Source organism: Amycolatopsis magusensis (assembly GCF_017875555.1).
Lineage (GTDB): Bacteria > Actinomycetota > Actinomycetes > Mycobacteriales > Pseudonocardiaceae > Amycolatopsis > Amycolatopsis magusensis.
The window spans coordinates 7,644,664-7,663,604 of the sequence record NZ_JAGGMS010000001.1 but is presented as its reverse complement, the minus strand read 5'-3'; the positions used below and the strand labels follow the sequence as shown (position 1 = coordinate 7,663,604).

General features: G+C 72.0%; 18 protein-coding genes. 10 read left to right on the top strand and 8 right to left on the bottom strand.

Annotated features, from left to right (window positions below; all coding sequences use genetic code 11):
- Positions 1-55 precede the first annotated feature (55 nt).
- Complete coding sequence (locus JOM49_RS34090; RefSeq protein ID WP_209668262.1) at positions 56-655, top strand: TetR/AcrR family transcriptional regulator; 600 nt, start codon at positions 56-58, stop codon at positions 653-655.
- 1 nt (position 656) lies between these two features.
- Here JOM49_RS34090 and JOM49_RS34085 read toward each other — a convergent pair whose 3' ends face one another.
- Positions 657-1,190, bottom strand: coding sequence for a carboxymuconolactone decarboxylase family protein (locus JOM49_RS34085; protein WP_209668261.1), 534 nt, complete (start codon positions 1,188-1,190; stop codon positions 657-659).
- A gap of 72 nt (positions 1,191-1,262) precedes the next feature.
- Here JOM49_RS34085 and JOM49_RS34080 point away from each other — a divergent pair, with 72 nt between their 5' ends.
- The 3 genes from JOM49_RS34080 (at position 1,263) to JOM49_RS34070 (ending at position 5,978) form a co-directional block, all read left to right on the top strand.
- A complete protein-coding gene (locus JOM49_RS34080) occupies positions 1,263-1,724 on the top strand; it encodes a MarR family winged helix-turn-helix transcriptional regulator (protein ID WP_372444142.1) in 462 nt (153 codons plus the stop codon).
- Between the two features lie 177 nt (positions 1,725-1,901).
- Positions 1,902-3,185, top strand: coding sequence for an MFS transporter (locus JOM49_RS34075; RefSeq protein WP_209668260.1), 1,284 nt, complete (start codon positions 1,902-1,904; stop codon positions 3,183-3,185).
- Between the two features lie 60 nt (positions 3,186-3,245).
- Positions 3,246-5,978, top strand: coding sequence for a glycoside hydrolase family 78 protein (locus JOM49_RS34070; protein ID WP_209668259.1), 2,733 nt, complete (start codon positions 3,246-3,248; stop codon positions 5,976-5,978).
- A 14-nt stretch (positions 5,979-5,992) separates the two neighbouring features.
- Here the strand turns inward: JOM49_RS34070 and JOM49_RS34065 are convergent, their stop codons facing one another.
- The gene (locus JOM49_RS34065; protein WP_209668258.1) at positions 5,993-7,057 is read right to left on the bottom strand and encodes an acyltransferase family protein; all 1,065 of its coding nucleotides are present in this window, start codon (positions 7,055-7,057) and stop codon (positions 5,993-5,995) included.
- Positions 7,054-8,106 carry an alpha/beta hydrolase gene (locus JOM49_RS44230; protein ID WP_209668257.1) on the bottom strand — a complete coding sequence of 351 codons (1,053 nt, stop codon included), beginning with the start codon at positions 8,104-8,106 and terminating at the stop codon, positions 7,054-7,056. Before JOM49_RS44230 ends, JOM49_RS34065 begins: the two co-directional genes overlap by 4 nt.
- Before the next feature lie 123 nt (positions 8,107-8,229).
- Between JOM49_RS44230 and JOM49_RS34055 the strand changes: the two genes are divergently transcribed.
- The 3 genes from JOM49_RS34055 (at position 8,230) to JOM49_RS34045 (ending at position 10,846) form a co-directional block, all read left to right on the top strand.
- The gene (locus JOM49_RS34055; protein WP_209668256.1) at positions 8,230-9,363 is read left to right on the top strand and encodes a sensor histidine kinase; all 1,134 of its coding nucleotides are present in this window, start codon (positions 8,230-8,232) and stop codon (positions 9,361-9,363) included.
- A complete protein-coding gene (locus JOM49_RS34050) occupies positions 9,360-10,022 on the top strand; it encodes a response regulator (RefSeq protein ID WP_209668255.1) in 663 nt (220 codons plus the stop codon). The genes JOM49_RS34055 and JOM49_RS34050 overlap by 4 nt, the downstream gene beginning before the upstream one ends.
- 68 nt (positions 10,023-10,090) lie before the next feature.
- Positions 10,091-10,846: an FkbM family methyltransferase gene (locus JOM49_RS34045; protein ID WP_209668254.1), complete on the top strand. Its 756-nt coding sequence runs from the start codon at positions 10,091-10,093 to the stop codon at positions 10,844-10,846.
- Here JOM49_RS34045 and JOM49_RS34040 read toward each other — a convergent pair.
- Together JOM49_RS34040 and JOM49_RS34035 are read right to left on the bottom strand one after the other, a co-directional pair.
- Complete coding sequence (locus JOM49_RS34040) at positions 10,812-13,391, bottom strand: alpha/beta hydrolase domain-containing protein (RefSeq protein WP_209668253.1); 2,580 nt, start codon at positions 13,389-13,391, stop codon at positions 10,812-10,814. The two genes, JOM49_RS34045 and JOM49_RS34040, sit on opposite strands and share 35 nt — an antisense overlap.
- Before the next feature lie 94 nt (positions 13,392-13,485).
- A complete protein-coding gene (locus JOM49_RS34035) occupies positions 13,486-14,058 on the bottom strand; it encodes a QsdR family transcriptional regulator (RefSeq protein WP_209668252.1) in 573 nt (190 codons plus the stop codon).
- An 87-nt stretch (positions 14,059-14,145) separates the two neighbouring features.
- Here JOM49_RS34035 and JOM49_RS34030 point away from each other — a divergent pair, with 87 nt between their 5' ends.
- Entirely contained in the window at positions 14,146-14,505 is a 360-nt protein-coding gene (locus tag JOM49_RS34030) for a hypothetical protein (RefSeq protein WP_209668251.1), read from the top strand.
- Here the strand turns inward: JOM49_RS34030 and JOM49_RS34025 are convergent.
- Positions 14,473-15,444, bottom strand: a complete 972-nt coding sequence (locus JOM49_RS34025; RefSeq protein ID WP_209668250.1) for a LacI family DNA-binding transcriptional regulator — start codon at positions 15,442-15,444, stop codon at positions 14,473-14,475. The two genes, JOM49_RS34030 and JOM49_RS34025, sit on opposite strands and share 33 nt — an antisense overlap.
- A 57-nt stretch (positions 15,445-15,501) precedes the next feature.
- Here JOM49_RS34025 and JOM49_RS34020 point away from each other — a divergent pair, with 57 nt between their 5' ends.
- Entirely contained in the window at positions 15,502-16,659 is a 1,158-nt protein-coding gene (locus JOM49_RS34020; protein WP_209668249.1) for an MFS transporter, read from the top strand.
- A 6-nt stretch (positions 16,660-16,665) separates the two neighbouring features.
- Here the strand turns inward: JOM49_RS34020 and JOM49_RS34015 are convergent, their stop codons facing one another.
- Entirely contained in the window at positions 16,666-17,298 is a 633-nt protein-coding gene (locus JOM49_RS34015; protein WP_209668248.1) for a class I SAM-dependent methyltransferase, read from the bottom strand.
- 116 nt (positions 17,299-17,414) lie between these two features.
- On the opposite strand from JOM49_RS34015, the gene JOM49_RS34010 reads away from it, so the two are divergent.
- Positions 17,415-18,020 (top strand): dihydrofolate reductase family protein, encoded by a 606-nt coding sequence (locus JOM49_RS34010; protein WP_209668247.1) that lies wholly within the window; start codon positions 17,415-17,417, stop codon positions 18,018-18,020.
- A 252-nt stretch (positions 18,021-18,272) separates the two neighbouring features.
- Here JOM49_RS34010 and JOM49_RS34005 read toward each other — a convergent pair whose 3' ends face one another.
- Positions 18,273-18,911: a TetR family transcriptional regulator gene (locus tag JOM49_RS34005; RefSeq protein ID WP_209668246.1), complete on the bottom strand. Its 639-nt coding sequence runs from the start codon at positions 18,909-18,911 to the stop codon at positions 18,273-18,275.
- Between the last annotated feature and the right edge of the window lie 30 nt (positions 18,912-18,941).

The window sequence follows — 18,941 nt, the reverse complement described above, 5'->3', positions numbered from 1 at the left end:
ACGCGCGGTGGTGCATTACATTCAGCTCGAACGCAGGTGAGAGGAGGGATGCAGGATGACGACGGGCTCGGTCAACCCGCGGCGCGCGGACACGCGGCGCAACCACGAACGCATCCTGATCGCCGCCGCGGCTTCGCTGGCCGCCACGGGCGAGGTGTCCTTCAACGCCATCGCGAAGCAGGCGGAGGTCGGCGTCGGCACGGTGTACCGCCACTTCCCGACGCCGGAGGCGCTCATCCTGGCGGTCTACCAGCGGGAGGTGCGCCACCTCGTCGAGGTCGTGCCGGACCTGCTCGAAGCGCACCCCCCGGAGCAGGCTTTCCGGGTGTGGACCACGGATCACCTGGCGCACTACATGATGACCAAGCGCGGGCTGGCCAACGCCCTGCGTGCCGCGACGACCTCCGGCGGCGGGGAGCTGCCCGTCAGCGCCTACGAGTCCATGAAGGGCGCGGTCGGCACGCTGCTGAAAGCCAACGTCGAAGCCGGCACCGTGCGGGCCGATCTGGACCCGGAGACGGTGTTGCGCGGACTGGGCGGGCTGCTGTACCTCGACGCGAGCGGGGAATGGCGCAGCCATGCCGCCGCCCTCGCCGACCTGCTGTGGCGGGGTATGTGCTCCCGCGATGGCGGCCAGGTCTGGGACCAGGCCTGAGTCAGGCGAACGGCAGCATCGGTTCGTCGATTTCGGCGCGGGTGAGCCGGTTCGCGAGCGTCGACATGGTGTAGGCGCCGATGCCGAGCACGACTTCGAGTGCCTGCCGCCGGGTGAACCCGGCGTCGAAGAAGGCGGTCAACTCCGCCTCCGGTACCTCGCCGGAGGTGGCGAGCACGGTGAGCGTGTACTGCCGGAGCGCCGCGAGCCGGGCGTCCGGCAACGGCTGTCCTTCGCGCAGGGCGGTGACCAGGCCGGGGTCCGCGTCGAGCCGCCGCAGTTTCGCGGTGTGCATGGCGACGCAGACGTGGCACCGGTTCCTGGTCGCCAGCGTCATGACCACGGTCTCGCGGGCGAGTGGATCGAGGCTGGTCTTCTCGAACAAGGCCGACAGCTTCAGGAAACCGTCCAGCAGCAACGGTGCCTCGGCGAGCCGGGCGACCGCGGAAGGCAGGTAGCCGAATCTCTTCTCGGTGGCGGCCAGCGCGGGGCGTGCGGCTTCGGGAGCGGACTCGGCGGTGTGCTCGACGAACATGTGTGTTCCCCCAATATGGTCAACTCGGTTGTCGATATAGTAAACCAAGTTGTCCAAGTCCACAATGATCGCATGACGCCCGGCTACGAGCTGCCCCTGCTGCTCTTCAGCGGCTTCCGCACGCTCATCGACCGCCTGCACGAGGAACTGGCCCGCCAGGGGCACCCGGAGGTGCGGCCCGCGTACGGGTTCGCGTTGCAGGCGATCGGGGCCGACGGCGCGACCGCGTCCGAACTGGGACGCCGGCTGGGCGTGTCGAAGCAGGCCGCGGGCAAGACGGTCGACCGGTTGTCCCGCCTCGGTTACGTCGAGCGCGCCGCCTCGGTCGCCGACGCTCGCGCGAAGGTGGTGCGCCTGACCCCGCTCGGCCTCGACCTGCTCACCCGCTCCGCGGAGATCTTCGACGAGCTGCGCGCCGAATGGGTGCGCGAACTGGGCGAAGAAGGGGTCGCGGGGATAGAGGCGGGCCTGCGCACCGTGACCCCGTCCGGCACGCGCGTCGACGCCGTCGCCTGGTTCGGGGCCTGGGCTTAGGCGCTGTCCGGCAAGTCGCGCTCGGTAGTCTAGGCCGCCCTCGGCGGCCGTGTGAAACGATTCATTGCGTAGAGCTTCCTCGGTTCCGAAACCTTGAGTCGGCTGGTCACCTTCGCTACCCTCCCGCTTGATACGTTTCAAAGTGTGACCTACGTCAACGAGGACGAGGAGACTCACTTGACTTCCTCCGAAGCCGTCGGCACCCCGCCGGCGGAAGAGTCCGGGACCGTTACGCGCCAGCAGTGGAAGTGGTCGACCCTGGCCGCGATGGCGTCCTATCTGGACGCGGGCTCGATCGTCGCGCTGGGCTCGGGGCTGGCCCTGTTCCAGGCGTACCTGGGGTTGAGCAACGGCGCGGTGGGCGCGCTGGCGGCCATCGGCCCGAACGCGATCGGCTGCGCCATCGGCGCGCTGATCGGCGGGCGCCTGGGCGACAAACTGGGGCGCAAGCGCATCTACAAGTACGACCTGCTGGTCTACGCGGCGGGCATCCTGTGCATCGCGCTCGCGGTCAACGCACCGATGCTGTTCATCGGCACCTTCGTCGTCGGCGTCGCGGTCGGCGCGGACGTGCCCACCTCGCTCGCGCTGGTCGGCGAGTTCTCCCCGTCGAAGGCCAGGGGCAAACTGCTCGCGTTCACCCAGATCGCCTGGAACGCCGGGCCGGTGGTCGTGCTGCTGCTGGCGCTGGTCCTGTCCCCGCTGGACCTGCTCGGCATCCGGATCGTGTTCCTGCACCTGTTCGTGGTCGCACTCGTCACCTGGGCACTGCGGCGGGGGCTCGCCGAATCGGCCAGGTGGACCGCGGCGTCGACCGGCGCGGTCTCGGCCGCGGTCAAGCTCGGCGCGCTCTTCCGCGGCGCGAACCTGCGGGCGCTGGTCTGGACCGGCACCATCTACCTGTTCTGGAACGTGGCCGCCGGGACCAACGGCATCTTCACCCCGTACATCATCACCACGCTGAACGCGGGCAGCCAGGCCGCGGGCGTGGCGCTGTCCTGCGCGGGCTTCCTCATCGGCATCCTGGGCACGCTGGTGTTCATGCGGCTGGTCGACCGCGGGCACGCGATGCGCAAGCGGATGTGGGCGCTCGGCTCGCTGGCGCAGGTGCTCGCCTTCGTGCTGTACCTGGTGTTCCCGTTCACCATCCCGGTGATCTTCGGCAATATCGTGCTCTTCGGCGTCGGTGCGGCCTTCGCCGGTGAAGCGGTGTACAAGATCGTCAGCCAGGAACTGTTCCCGACCATGCTCCGGGGCACCGCTCAGGGGGTGACCTTCGGGGCGGCGCGGATCTTCCTCGGCATCTGGAGCTTCTTCGTGCCGACGCTGGCGAACGCCGGGATCGGCACGGTGGCCGCGTTGCTGGCGGCCTCCCTGGTGCTCAGCGGGGTGGTCGGCTACTTCTTCATGCCCGACACCTCCGGGAAGTCGCTCGAGCAGATCGAGGCGGAGCGGGCATGATCGCGGGCGTGCCGAACTCCCCGGTCAGGAACCGAACATCGTCACCCAGGAGGGCATCCGTTGACAGCCACCACGCCCGTTCGCTTCGAGCACCGCGACTCCCCGCTGGGACTGGGCACCGCGACCCCGCGGTTGTCCTGGCAGCTGCGCACGGACGACCCGGGATGGGCGCAGACCGCCTGCGAACTGGACCGCGACGGCACCGTGGTGCGGGTGGAATCCGCCGAACAGGTGCTCGTGCCGTGGCCGTTCGAACCCCTGCGGTCCCGTGAGCGGGCCGCGGTCCGGGTCCGGGTCGCTTCGGGGGACGACTGGTCCGAGTGGAGCGAACCGTCCACTGTGGAGGCCGGATTGCTGTCCGCGCGGGACTGGAGCGCGCGGTTCGTCAGCCCGGTCACGCTCGGCGGGATCGGCGCACCCGCACCGATCCTGAGCCGGACCGTGCACCTGCGGGCGGGCATCACCTCCGCCCGGCTCTACGCCACCGCGCACGGCGTGTACGAGGCACAGCTCAACGGCCGCCGCGTGGGTGACGAGGTGCTCGCGCCCGGCTGGACCAGCTACCGGCACCGGCTGCGGTACCAGACCCACGACGTGACCGCGCTGCTGCACGAGGGCGCGAACGAACTCGACGTCCTGCTGGGCAACGGCTGGTTCCGCGGCAGGCTCGCGTGGGCCGGCCGGCGCGCGCACTACGGTGACCGGCTGGCGTTGCTGGCGCAGCTGGAAGTCACCTACGCCGACGGGTCCACGGAGGTGATCGGGACCGACGAGCAGTGGACCGCGCGGAACAGCGGGGTGCTCGCCGACGACCTGTACGACGGCCAGCACACCGATCTCCGGCCTGCCGAGTCCGAAGTGGACCGGGTGGAGGTCGTCGAAGCGAGCTTGGGACGCCTGGTCGCACCGGAGGGGCCGCCGGTGCGGGCCACCGAGGTACTGCCCGCGATCGAGGTGTGGCGTTCACCGTCGGGCCGGACGCTGGTGGACTTCGGGCAGAACGTGGTCGGCTGGGTCCGCCTGCGCCTGCGCAACACCCGGGCGGGGCAGGAGGTCGTGCTGCGGCACGCGGAGGTGCTGGAGCACGACGAACTCGGCGTCCGCCCGCTGCGTTCGGCCGCGGCCACCGACACCTACGTGCTCGACGACGCCCAGGAAGTGGTGCTGGAGCCGAACCTGACCTTCCACGGCTTCCGGTACGCCGAGGTCACCGGCGCGGACGTGGTGGCCGAAGACCTGGCGGCGGTCGTGGTCGGCACCGACCTGCGGCGGACCGGCTGGTTCTCCTGCTCCGACCCCGATCTCGAGCAGTTCCACCACAATGTGGTCTGGGGCATGCGCGGCAACTTCCTCGACGTGCCGACCGACTGCCCGCAGCGCGACGAGCGGCTCGGCTGGACCGGGGACATCCAGGTCTTCTCGCCGACCGCCGGTTTCCTCTTCGACACCGCGGGGTTCCTGAGCACCTGGCTCGCGGACCTCGCCGCCGACCAGCAGGACGACGGCTCGGTGCCCTACGTCGTCCCGGACGTGCTCTACGGGAAGTCGCCGACCGCCGCGGCCTGGGGTGACGCGGCGGCGGTCGTGCCGTGGGTGCAGTACCGCCGTTATGGCGACACCGGCGTGCTCGCGCGGCAGTTCGACAGCATGTGCGCCTGGGTGGACCGGATCGCCTCGCTGACCTCGGACGGGGTGTGGGCCGGCGGGTTCCAGTTCGGTGACTGGCTCGACCCGACCGCCCCGCCGGACGACCCGTTCGCCGCGCAGGCCGATCCCGACGTGGTGGCCACGGCCCACCTGGTGCGTTCGGCGGAGATCGTCGCCGAGACCGCGCGCGTGCTCGGCCGCGACGGCAGCCGGTACGAGAAGCTGGCCGCCGACTCCCGGGACGCCTTCATCCGGCACTACGTCACCGGCGCCGGCCGGGTGCTCAGCGACGCCCCGACCACGTACGCGCTGGCGCTCGAATGGGACCTGCTGGCCACCGGGGAGCAGCGGGAGCACGCGGCCGAACGGCTCGCGGATCTGGTGCGCGCCAACGGTTTCCGGATCGGCACCGGGTTCGTCGGCACGCCGCTGGTCACCGACGCGCTGACCTCGGCCGGCCGCCCGGACCTGGCTTACCGGCTGCTGCTCGAACGGGGCTGCCCGTCCTGGCTGTACCCGGTGTCCATGGGCGCCACCACCGTCTGGGAACGCTGGGACAGCATGCTGCCCGACGGTTCGGTCAACCCGGGTGAGATGACCTCGTTCAACCACTACGCGCTGGGCGCCGTCGCCGACTGGATGCACCGGTCGATCGCGGGACTGGCTCCGGCCGCGCCGGGATACCGGCGGATCACCGTCCGGCCGGTCCCGGACGCCGCGCTGACGCACGCTTCCGCCCGGCACCACACGCCGTACGGCGAGGCTTCGGTGGCGTGGCGGCGGGAAGGCGGGGAGTTCACGCTGGAGGTGGAGGTGCCGCCGGGTTCGGCCGCGCGGGTGCACGTGCCCGGTCAGGCCGCGGTGGAGGTGGGGCACGGGCGGCACCGGTGGACGGTGGCCGATCCGGTGACGCCACGGCCCGCTCCGGCCACCGTGCGGGACCTGCTCGACCACGCCGAACTGTGGCCGAAAGCGGTGGCCCTGCTCGCCGAACACGGTCTGGGCGGGGATTCCGCGCGGCTCGCCAGGGAAGCCGCGCCGTTCCTGCACCGGCCCGCCACCGAACTCGCGACCCTGCTCGCGATGAAGGACCCGGCGGGTGGTGGCACCGCGGCCGAAGCGGCGTGGGCGGACCTGCTCGGCTGACCCCCGCGGGCCGGTTACGTGGTGGGGGACCGGCGGCCCGGCGTGCAGGAGGCCTGAAGCCAGGTCAGGGCGGCGAGCACGAGCGCGAAGACCGGCAGCCAGTACAGCCGGTGCAGCGGCCAGTCGCCGGTGGGTTCGTCGAGCAGGCCGGGCAGCCGTCCCGTGAGCAGGCCGGTGAAGGTGACCAGCAGCAACGCGGTCTGGTGCCAGCAGTAGACGGCCATCGCGTGCCGGTTGAGCGCCGAGATCGGCGCCCACACGGCCCGGTGCCGGAGCACCCTGGCGAGCCACGGGCGCAGCAGCAGGAACACGCCGACCTGCGCGGCGGCCAGTGCCAGTGTGAACAACGACGGTGGCGCCAGGTTGGACCAGCGGTCGCCGGGCACGCCGACCGCGCTCGCCGGATACCGCGCCGCCCACAGCAATGCGGCGCCCGCGAGCACGCCCAGCGACAGGAGGACCGCGCCGGCCCGCCGGTGCAGTCGCTCCTCGGCCAGCGCGAGTCCGAGCAGGTACGGCACGGCCCAGGCCACCGGTGCGGCCACGACGCCCAGCCAGTTCGGTAAGCCGTGCAGCCGGATCAGGTCGACCACCCCGACCAGGGCCACCGGGACCACCGCCACCCACGGTCCACATCGGACGACCAGTGGCCGTAGCACCGGGGTGAGCGCGACCAGCACCAGGTAGACGAGCAGGAACCACAACGGCTGCGTCACCAGCGCCCGGACCAGGTCACGGGTACTGGCGGGGGATTCGACGGCGGCGAGCAGGAGCGTGGCGGGCAGCCACACCGCGGCGAGCGCCAGTACGGGCCCGAGCAAACGCCCGCGCCGCAACGACTTCCCGTGCCACGCCCGGCTCGCTGCGGCGTACCCGGCGGCGAAGAAGAACGGGCCGAGCGTCTGCAGGAACCAGGTCACCGGGGCGAATTCCGGGGTGTGCGCCAGCGGGCTTTCGCCGTGCAGCGCGGTGGGCTGGTACGGATCGCTCACCACCGCGCTCACCAGCCAGTGCCCGAGCACGACCCCGGCGATCGCGAGACCCCGCAACGCGTCCACCGTGTGGTCCCGCGTGGTCACGGCCGGACCACCGGATCGCTCCCGGACAGGGCTATCCCGGTCAGCGCCGCCAGCGAATCGGTGCCCGGGCTGAGGTAGTGGTCGTGATCGGCGACGTCGTCGGTGGCGAACACCCGGGCGCCGAAGGCCGGATCGGCGGGCTTGGTGCCGTGGCCGAGGCCGAAGAACCGCACGCCGGGCACCCAGCGGATCCAGTCGCCCCGGGACTGCCCGGCCCACACGCGGGCGGTGGTGCCGAGTTGTGCCACGTGGTCCACGCCCATTCCCGGACTGCCGAAGGCCGCGAGGTCGGTCACCTGCCGGGGGAGCCGGGCGGCTGCCGCCCCGAGCACCGTGGACCCGTAGCTGTGCCCGAGCAACGCGATCGTCGCTTGTGGACGGACCGCGACCAGTCCGGCGACGAACCGCTCCAGCGCCACGGCGCCGGCTCGCGCCAGGTCCCCGCGAGCCGCGTCGGGCCCCACCCCGCCGGGGGTGTCGTAACCGAGCCAGGATATCACCGCGAACCGGGCACCAGGGGCTTTCCGGACAGCCGCCCGGAACAGGTCGGCCGCCTGCGTGGCCGGTGCCCGGTAAAGCACGCCGCCCACCCCGGTCCAGAAGTTCTCCGCCCGGTTGGCCGCGCCGGGCACCAGCACGGCGATCCGGTCGGCGGTGGCCAAGTCGCCGAAGACCTGCGCCACCCGGCCGTTGCCCCGCGGGTCGAACAGCAGGAACTGCCCGGACACCCGCAACTGCCGCCGGTTCGCCGCGTACCGCATCGCCGGTGGAGCGCCGTCGAGCGCGCCCACCACGTCCGGGTAGGCGACCGCCAAGCCCTGCTGCTCGGCGGTACCGAGGCGCAGCAGGAAATCGTGAATAGCCGCAGGCTCGGCGCGCTGGGGATCCGGCAGGTGGTGACCGTCGGCGAGCCAGGCGGGCAGGCCCGGCGGTGGTGTCGTCCGCACCAGACCGGGTGCGGACAGCAGCGCGGCGGCCGCGGGGGCCACCGTCATGGTGACGGCGGCGAGCACGGTCAGCAGCGTGCGGGGAGCGAGGTTTCCGATCACCCGCCCCACGGTGCTGATCCCAGGAGCCCGGAACATCGGCCCGGCGATCACTTCCGGGGTAGCCGCCGGGCGTACACCCCCGAGCCGATGCCCGGCGGACGACCGGCTGGCTACCATCGCCGCATGCCGGTCGCCCGTTCGCCGTTCAGCCGGATCCCGGCGAGGACGCGCACGGCGCTGGCCTGGACCGGGCTCGCGTTGTCGCCCGTCCTCCTGCACGGCTGGATCGCCTGGGAAGGCCCGTACTTCGTGGCGTTCCTGGCGGTGTTCCTCCCGTTCGGGATGCTCAAGCGGCAGCCACTGCCGGCCCTGGGCGTGCTGCTCCTCGAACTGGTGACCGCGGAACTGGTGCACCTGCCGCCGTCGACCGAGTCCGGGCTGCACAGCTTCCTCCGGGACCTGCAGACCGTCACCCTCGACCTGGCCGTCGCCTACATCGCGACCACGAGCCGCTTCCGGCTTTCGGCCCTCGCCGCGGGTGTCGCGCTGGTGGTGCAGCTCGTGGTGGCCGCCATCTCCGAACTCCGGCCCCGCGACTTCGAGAACGCCTTCATCCCGTACGCGGTCGCGGTCCTCGCCGCCTGGCTGCTGGGCTGCCTCCTGCGGCGGCTCAAGCGGTACCGCGAAACCCGGCAGGCGCAGGCCGAACTCCAGGCCGCGCAGACCGAGCGGCTGCGCATCGCCAGGGAGCTGCACGACATGATCGCGCACAGCATCGGGGTCATCGCGTTCCAGGCGGGGATGGGCGGGCGGGTCATCGACACCCAGCCGGAGGAGGCACGCAAAGCCCTGCACGCGATCGAAAGCACCAGCCGTGACACGCTGACCAGACTGCGTGAGGTGCTCGGCTCGCTCCGGCGGCCCGACGCGGGGGAGCCCGGCAAACCGCCGGGCCTCGCCGATCTGGGCGATCTGGCCGCGCGGACCCTCGACGCTGGTGTGCGGGTGGACGTGCGACGGCGTGGCCACCGGCGGCCGCTGCCGCCCGAAGTCGACCTGGCGGCGTTCCGCATCATCCAGGAGGCGGTCACCAACGTGGTGCGCCACGCCGGGGTCGCCCGGTGCGAAGTGGTCGTCGAACAACGGGCGAAGGAGCTGATCCTCGAAGTGACCGACGAAGGACGGGGTGGTGCCGCGGAAACCGGGTACGGCATCCCCGGCATGCACGAGCGGGTCGCGCCGCTGCGGGGTGAGGTCACCGCCGGGCCGCGGCCGGACGGCGGTTTCCGCGTGAGCGCGAGGATCCCGCTCCGATGACGATCGGTGTCGTGCTCGCCGACGACCAGCCGCTCATCCGCAGCGGCCTGCGGGTGCTCATCGCGGACACCCCCGACCTGGCCGTGGTCGGGGAGGCGGGCACCGGCACCGAGGCGGTCCGGGTGGCCGGGGAGACCCGGCCGGACGTGGTGGTGATGGACATCCGGATGCCGGACATGGACGGCATCGAGGCCACCCGGCGGCTCACCGCGGGCGCCGGGCCACCGCACGTCCTCGTGCTCACCACCTTCGACGACGACGAGTACGTCTACGGCGCCCTGCGGGCCGGGGCGAGCGGGTTCCTGGTCAAGGACATGGCGCTGGACGACATCCTGACCGCGATCCGCGTGGTCGCCGCCGGTGACGCGCTCCTCGCGCCGAGCGTGACCCGGCGGCTGATCGCGGACTTCGCCGGGCGCCCGGCTCCGGCACCGGTGTCCCCGCGGCGGCAGGCCGACGGCATCACCGACCGGGAGCGCGAGGTGCTGACCCTGGTCGGGCTCGGCCGGTCCAACGGCGAGATCGCCGCCGAGCTGTACATCAGCGTGGCCACCGCGAAGGCCCACGTGGCGCGGCTGTTCACCAAGCTCGACGCACGCGACCGCGTCCACCTGGTCATCATCGCCTACGAACTGGGATTGGTCGGCCCACGGGTGTAAGCCCGGCGGCCGATGTGGCGCACGCGGGCCGACCGGCATCGTGGCGGGCACCCGAGGAGAGGAACCCGATGCCCCGCCTGGACCGCCCGAGCCTGACCGCCGCCACGGCGAACCTGCTCGCCCGCCGTACGTCCTTCGTGGACACCGAACTGCACGCGCTGACCGAGGTGGTGCGCCCCGGCGACGTCTGCGTCGACGTGGGTTCGGCGGCCGGGCTGTACAGCCAGGCGCTGTCCCACCTCGCCGGACCCACCGGCGTGGTGCACAGCGTGGAACCGGTGTCGTTCTCCCACCCGGTGTGGTCCCGCGTCCTGGGGGCGTGGGAGCGCACGAACGTGGTCCGGCACCCCGTCGCGCTCGGTGCCGAGCCCGGGCGCGCGGCGATGCGGGTCCCGTTCCGCACCTACGGCCCGGACACCAGTCGCTCCTATTTGGACTGGAACACCCACGGCCTCGGCTCCAACGCCGAGTTCTCCCACCACGCCGACGTCCTCGTGGAGGTCGACACCCTCGACGGCCTGCACGCCGCCACCGGCCTGACCCGGCTCGACTTCGTCAAGATCGACGTGGAAGGCGGGGAACTGCACGTGCTGCGGGGCGGCACGCGGGCCATCGAGCGGTACCGGCCCACCCTGCTGATCGAGATCGAAGCCCGCCACACCGCGCGCTACGACTACACGCCGGAGGACGTGGTCGAGTGGCTCACCAGCCGTGGCTACGCGATGTACGCGTGGCGCCAGGGCTGGCAGGCCACCGGTCAGGTGTGCTTGCACACCAACAACTACCTGTTCAGACCCCGAACGGGCGATCCAGGTAGTCCTTGAACTGCACGGTCACCGAATGCCGGTCCGACGGCCAGTTGAGCGCCGCCACCGTGCGCGACCGGCCGCCGGAGCCCCGGACCACCTCCGTCACCCGGATCGCCTTCCCGGCGTCCGGCTGGGCGGGCAGGTAGTCGTCCACGGCGGTGAGGAAGGGCAGCGCGTTGAACGGCGGCAACGCGGCGCCCAGCGTGGAGGTCAGGTCGCAGTGGTCGTCGAAGGCGAACGCGGCGAGCACCTGCCGGAGCTTGGGTGAGACGGCCGGGGCGAGGACGTTGACGCCGTCGAGTTCCAGCCGGTCGCTCTCCGGCTGGTCCGACCACCATTCGCGGCCACGCAGCACGGTGAGTGCGGTGTGGGTGGCGCATTTGTCGACGTAGTCCCCGATCCCGCCCGGCGGGGAGACCTGCAACCGGAGGAACCGGTCGCTGCGCTCGAACGGCTCGAAGTAGTAGTGGTAGGACTGCTGGCCCTCACGCAGGAGCACCAGCTCGTAGTGCTTGTAGCCGTTGACCTTCAGCGGCCCGAACGCGCCGTCCGGCCCGGTCTGCACGTCGTGCGCGGGCGTGGCGCGGCGGGCGCCGGTGGATTTGTCGACCTCCCAGACCTGGAGGCGTCCGGCGATCCCGGTGTTCTGCGGGAAGAACACCGCGCGCCCGGCGATCTCGACCAGGCCCGGCAGTTCGGGCGTCACCTCGGTGGTGATCGCCGGCCTGCCGCGCAGGAACTGGTGCATGTGCGTGAAACTCTCCGCGGCGGTGGCGGTCTCGGTGTGCCCGAGGTGGGTCAGGTGGACGTTGGTCGCCCCGCCGATGTTGCCCTGCGGTTGCAGGCTGCCCCACAGCGCGAGCGTCGGGACGCCGCCGGGTGGCGTGGCACTGGAGCGGCCGTCGACGTTGACGTACCGGCGCACCTGGGCCGCCCGGTCCGGCGTGGCCAGGTAGGCGTGCATCACCGTCGTGCCACGGGAATGCGCGATGATGTCCACTGTGGACGCGCCGGTCCGGGCCCGTACGTCGGCGATGAACGCGTCCAGCCCGGTGAGGGCGTGGTCGTTGGTGGGGATGCTGGTGTCGTACTCGAAGGCGTACAGGAGCTTGTCGGGATAGCCGTTGGCGGAGAAGCGTTTCGCGTTGGACTGCCACTGGTGCGCCGAACCCTGCTGGCCGTGCACGAAGATCACCGGGGTGGTGCCGCCGGTGGCTTCCTCCCGGTTCCGCTTAGCGTCGGCGGCGAGCAGGTACCCGGCGCGGACGTTCTTCGCGTCCGCGACGACCACCTTGCCCAGGTAGTCGTCCACCCCGGGGTAGAGCTTCGCCAGGGTCGCCTGGTCGAACGGCACGTGGGTGCCGAACAGCTGGCAGAAGGTCTCGCCGCTGTTGTCCCCGGTGTTCAGCGCGGTCGGCACCGCGACCTGCGACAGGCGGATCCCGCCCACGGCCAGGCCCAGCTCGTCGCGCTTCTTGGTGACACCGTCGGCTTCGAACTCCAGCAGCGGGGCGGTCGGCGGCGCTGAACCGCGCTCGGCCCAGCGGCGCAGGTGTTCGTAGGCGGCCGCGGTGACGTGGTGCATGGGCACGCGACTGAATGGCGGCTTGTCGCAGTCGTACTGGGGTGCGGCACCGAGGTCGCGTTCGGAGATCGGCGCGCGGTAGGCCTGGCCCTCGTGCCCGGAGTGCGCCCCGCCCGCGACTTCCCAGCGGCGGAACTTGTCGGAGTCGGCGCGGCGGTTGGTGTTGCGCACGTCGGTCTCGGAGAGGATCTGGAAGACGGGTTCGGTGCCGACCCGCGTCGGCGCGGAGCCGACCACGAAGGCGTACCCGTCGAACACCGGCTGCTGCTGCGGCAGGATCTTGTCGTAGAGCACGGTCATCCGGCCCGCGGACTGGGAAGCGCCGATCGCGAGGACCGTGCGCGGGCGTGTTCCGCCCAGCACCGCGCCGGATTCCACGGCACGACCGGCCTGGGTGAAGATGTCGTAGGACAGCTCGTCGGCGTTGTGCTTGCCCCCGCCGGTCACGTCGAGCCCGCCGTAACGGGCCGGACTCCACGCGCGGAGCTGGTCGACGCCGACGCGCTGGGCCGAAACGCCGATCCACGCGTGCCCGGCGCGGATGACCGAATTCGCGTTCCACAACGCGTCCAGGTCGTAGCCCGCCGTCACGTTCTGCCATTCGACGAGCGTCGTACCGCTGAAATCACGGGCCTGCGCGGGCCGCCGCACCACCACGCGCGTGGTGTACGGGACGTCGGTGGCCACTCCGGTGCCGTCGGCGGCCCAGCCGTCGGCCAGGCCGGAGAGGTGGAACTCCTGCTCGACGTAGCCGCGGGCGGCCAGGTCGACGGGGGTGGCGAAGAACGGGTAGGTGTCCTCGATCCGCTCGGCCAGCCGGTCACCGGGCCAGGCGCCGGGCAGCGGCCCGGTCACCTGCGGGGACCCGGCCGGCGGCGCGGGCTGGGTGGAGGCGGAGGCGGGAAGGGCGTTCGGGAGGAGGAGGCCGAGCACTACGGCGATCAGCCCGGCACGACCCCACACGGAGATCGACATGGTGGCTCCCACGCGACGATGGGCAGGACCTGGCGAACGTAGCCGGGTCGCCACTGTGCGTGCCAGGGCCCGGGAACACCGTGAGACCGCTGTCTCAGCCGGACTGCAGCACCGCCCGTGCGGCCCGTTCCACCAGCTCGGGATCCGGTGCGGCCGCGCCGAGGAGTTCGGCGTAGACGGCGGATTCGATGATGCGCACGTAGAGGTAGGCCATCTGGTCGAGCGAACCCGCCGACCACGGCCGATCGCCGTGGACCTCGCGCAGGATGTCGAGCTGCAGCGAAACCACGCGCCGGTGCACCACACCGGAGGTGGTGAACAGCACCCGTGCGGCCGTATCCGGTTCGGTGCGCAGGAAAGCGCGGAAGGGCGCGGCCGCGTGCAACTGGCCGACGAACGCCCGGGTCACCTCAAGCACCCCGTCGACGCCCGCGTGCCTGCGCCGCTGCCTGGCGCGCGTGAGCAGCCGTTCGGTGAACCGCCACAGCACCTCGCCCAGCAGCCCGTCGCGGCTGTGCGCCACCCGGTAGAGCGTGGCGCGGCTGACGGCCAGGCTCGCCGCCAGCCGGTCCATGTCGACCATGCCGTGCTGGAGGAAGAAGCGGCACGCGCCCAGCACCACCTGCTCGTGGCTGACCACCCGCCGGACGCGATCCGGGCCCGCCATCGCCGACCTCCCGTTCCCGCCGGGCACCCGCCCGGATCCACTCCCGCATCATCGCCCGCTCGCGGGTGGAGTCGCTAGCCTGGGTGGATGGACGATCCGCACATCCACGTCGAGCGGAAGGTCCTGCAGGCCGGTGCCGACTACCGCAACGTGGTGGCTTCGACGCTGGGCCTGGTGGCCGACGCGCCGACCGTGGTCACCACCGGCTGCGGTGTCGAAGTGCCCTACGCCATGACCTCCGCCCGCCCGGAAAGCGTCACCTGCCTGGCCTGCCGGGAACACGGGCACCGGGAGCACCTGGCGATGGCGGACCAGATCGAACAGCTGAGCCGGATGCCCGGCATAGCGATGTTGACCGCCGAGGAAACGGCCGAAGCCGTGCGCTGGCTCCAAGACCGCGCGGCGCGATACCGCTCAAGCGGTGGCCCGGAGGACCAGCTCGGATGAGTACCGGGTGACCGGCCTGCCCAAGCGCTGGTCCAGCACCGCGGTCGCGCAGGCGGTGGCGATCGTTTCGACCGGGTGCGTGGACGTGGTCAGCGCCGGACTGCTCAGCGCGGCGAACTGGAGGTCGTCGAAACCGGCGACCGCCACATCCCCGGGCACGTCGACACCCGTGCGCTGGAGCGCGCCGAGGGCACCCAGTGCCGCGAGGTCGCCCAGCGCGAACACGGCGTCGGTGTCCGGCCAGCGCGCCAGGATTTCCGTTGCGGCGCAAGCACCTCGCGCGGCGGTGAAGTCGCCCGGCACCACCCTGGCCGGGAAGCCCGCGGCCTCGACGGTCTCCCGGTAGGCGGTCACCGTCCGGTGCGTGCACGGCAGCCAGTCCGCGCCGGTGATCATCGCCACCCGGCGGCGGCCGCCGCCGAGCAGGTGGGCCACCAGCCGCGCGGTCGCCGGGCCGTTGTCGACGTCGAACGAGGGCACGTGCCGGGAGCCGACGCCGATGGCCGCGAGCCGCCCGCGCACCGACTTCGGGGCCGCGCGCAGGGCGGATTCGGTCGGGTTGAGCAGGACCATGCCGCCGATAGCCGGATTCTCCGCCAGCCGGGCCAGTTCGGCGGGCGCGTGCAACGGCAGCCAGTGCATCGAGACACCGACTTCGCGGGCCGCCGCCACCTTCGCCGCGGCGGTGACCACGCGGCCGACGTACGGGTCCTCCAGCACCTGTTCGGTCCGGCCGTTCACCACCACGGCGAGCCGGGTGCCGCGGCCGGTCGCCAGCGCGCGCCCGGCCGCGTGCGGGAGGTAGCCGAGTTCGCTCGCCGCCGCGGCGACCCGGCGGCGCGCGGTCGCCGAGGCCGGGCCGCGGCCGCTGAGCACACGGGACGCCGTCGCCGTGGACACGCCGGCGGCCTTCGCCACCTCGGTCAGTCGTGCCTTCACCCCGGCCAGTCTGCCAGCACTTGCGGTGGAAGCGCTTGCAGCCGTGGGATCGGGCGCATGATCGGAGTGGCGGTCGTTTTCGGACTGAACGGGCTGGCCGTGGCGTCGTGGTTCGCCAGGGTGCCCGCGGCCAGGGACGTGCTCGGGCTGAGCGCGGGGACGCTCGGGCTGGTGCTGCTGTGCCTGTCCGTGGGCGCGACGCTGGCGTTGCTCACCGCCGGGGAGATCACCCACCGGCTGGGCGCGCGGCGGGCGGTGTGCGTGGCGACCGGGGGCGTCGCGGCGGGACTGGTGATCGCCGGGTTCGCCATCGGCGCCTGGCCGTCGGCGGTGGCCGCCGGAACCGGGTTGTTCGTGCTGGGCTACGGCTCCGGCATCTGCAACGTGGCGATGAACGTGGAGGCGGCGGCGGTCGAGCGGGCCGCGGGGCGGACGGTGATGCCGCGGTTCCACGCGGCCTGGAGCCTCGGCACGGTGACCGGCGCCGGACTGGCGGCCCCCGCGGCCTGGCTGGGGTTGCCGGTGACCGTGCACCTGACCGGCATCGCGCTCATCGCGTTGTTCGGCACGCTGGTCGCCGCGAGCGGGTTCCGCCACGGCGGCGCCCCCAGCGGCCGCGGTGGCAGCGGCGTGCTGAAGGCCTGGCGGGAACCGCGGACGCTGCTGATCGGCGTGCTGGTCATGGTGCTGGCGTTCACCGAAGGCACGGCGAACGACTGGCTCGCACTGGCCTTCGTCGACGGCCACGCGTTCAGCCAGGCCGCGGGAGCCGCCGTCTTCGGCCTGTTCGTGACCACGATGACCTGCGGGCGGGCACTGGGCACGTTCGCGCTCGACCGCTGGGGCCGCGTGCCGGTGCTGTTCGCCACCATGGTGCTCGCCATCGGCGGCGCGCTGCTCGTGGTGTTCGGGGAGCCCGTGCCGGCGATCGCCGGGGTGGCGCTGTGGGGCTTGGGCACGTCGCTGGGTTTCCCGGTCGGCATGAGCGCCGCGGCCGACGACGCGAGCCACGCTTCCGCCAGGGTGAGCGTGGTTTCGGTGATCGGCTACACCGCTTTCCTGGCGGGCCCGCCGGTGGTCGGCCTGCTCGGGGACCAGACGGGGATCCTGCGTGCCCTGCTGGTGGTGCCGGTGTTGCTGGTGCCCGCGCTGGCCTTGGTGCCGTTTTTGCGATCGGGCGCGGGTGCCGCACCGGAAGAGGTGCGCACCCGGTAGTCCGGGTCAGGCGCGGTAGGTCAAGGTGTAGCGCCAGAACAGGCGGCGCCGGATGCGCGCGCCGGGGAGCTCGGCGGCCGCCGCGGTCCGTATTTCGGCCAGGGTTTCGGCGGGATCCGCGGTGGGCGCCCTCATGTGCGCCGGGGGTTCCGCCGCCCGGGCGGGGTGCTTGACCAAGCCGACGATCGGGTTGGCGAGCATCGCGGGGAGCGCGGTGAGCAGGTCGGCGCGACCGGCTTCGCGGTAGCAGCCGACGATCACGAGCCTGCCGCCCGGCGCCAGGCAATCGCGCAGTTCCCGCAGGGTGGGCACCAGCGGCAGGTGGTGCAGCACGGCGACCAGCGTGATGGCGTCCCAGCGCTGCTCCGGAGCACGGCCGGCGAAGTCGCCTTCCACGATGGTGACCGCGGGATCGTCCGCGAAGCGTTCCCGTGCCACGCGAGCGGTCGCCGGGTCGGGTTCGAGGCCGGTCACCGTGGCGCGACGGCGGAGCCGGTCGACGAGATTGCCTGTGCCACAACCGATGTCGAGCACCCGGCGGGCCCCGGCCACCTGCCTGGCCACCCACGGGCCGTAGTGGTCGTTGTGGCTCCACGGGTGCCGCCGGTTGAACCGGTCGAGCCTCGCCAGCAGATCCACGGCGCCCACCCTAGTGGTTCCGCGTGACGACCCGCGGACGATTTGCCAAGGCCGTAGCGGCGCCGTGCCGACTTGGGCTAGAACGGCGTCCAGCATCCGACTGTGGAAGGCAGGGCATGGCGAGAACGATCATGGGCGCGGTGGTTTCGCTCGACGGGTACCTCGCGAAGCTGAACGGCGAGATCGGCCCGTTGTTCGAGTGGTACGACAATGGCGACGTGGAGTGGAGGTTCTCCGAAAAGCAGGAGGAATCCGCCCGCACCACGAAGGCGTCCAAGGAGTTCATGGAATCGGTGTACACCGACATCGGCGCGGTGGTGATCGGGCGCAGGCTGTTCGACGAGACGAACGGCTGGGGCGGGGTGCCCGCCGCCGGGGACCGCGTTTTCGTGGTCACCCATTCCGTGCCGAGGAACTGGGAGTTCGCGGCCACCGCGCCGTTCACCTTCGTCACCGACGGCGTCGAGTCCGCGATCGAGCAGGCCAAGGAGTTCACCGGGGACGGGCAGGTCGACGTGGCCGCCGGCCAGGTCGGCGGCCAGGCGCTGCGGCTCGGGCTGATCGACCAGGTCGTGATGAACGTGGTGCCGGTGGTGTTCGGCGCGGGCCGCCCGTTCTTCGCCGCCATGGGCCCCGGCCAGGACATCCTCTTCTCGAACCCCACCAAAGTGGCCCAGGGCGACCGCGTCACGCACCTGCTCTACGACGTCCGGCGGAACTAGCTCTCAGCCTGCCGCCGAAGGTGTCCGGCCAGCGCCTGGAACACCACGAAATCCGGTATCGCGCGGGACGCCAGTTCGACCACGCCGTCGCGAATGGTGATCTCCTCGATTTCCGGCCCTTTCGCGACCGCCTTGGCCGACCCGGCTTCCCGCGAGGTCAGCCACGATCCGCCGAATCGGAGGCGGCCGCCCGCGGAAAGCGTGGCGGCCGCTCCGGGCAGGTGCGTGTCGGCGATACCGCGCTGGATGAATTCACGAGGTAACGGCGGACGGGCGCAACCCGGCGGTGAGCGTGAGGCTTTCGGGCAGCAGCGCGAACATCCGGTTCAGGTGACCGGCGAAATCCGCGACCGTCGGCGTGCCCGCCTGCTCGGCCCATGCTTCCTGGGCGAGGTGGAACGCCGCGACGAGCATGTCCAGGGCCAGGCGCGGACGGGGGTCGGCCGCGTCGGGGAGTTCGAGTCGTGAGTGGAGGATCTCCAGCGCGGTCCGGCTCGTCCGCTCGCAGAAGTAGAGTCCGTGTGCTTCCACCGACGGCGTTCCGGCGGCCAGTTTCCGGCCTTGCAGCACGCGCTCCGCCCACCTGTCACCGGTCATGCCGTCGAGTGCGGCGAGCAGCGCGTCCCGCAGCACGGCCATCACCGTCCGGTCGCCGGGGTCGAGGGTGCCCAGGTGCGCCAGGAACGCGGCCCACAGGTCCTCGGACGGCGCCAGCGCGACCTCCTCCTTGCTGGCGAACGTGCGGAAGAACGTCCGCTTGGACACGCCCACGGTGTCGCACAGTTCGTCCAGCGTCGTGGCCGCGAAACCGCGTGAGGTGAACAGGTCCAGCGCGGTGCCGATCAACGCGTCCCGGGTCTGCTGCTTCTTGCGCTCGCGCAGGGTGTTCATGAGCCAAGGGTAGCCGAGGAGCATTTGCCC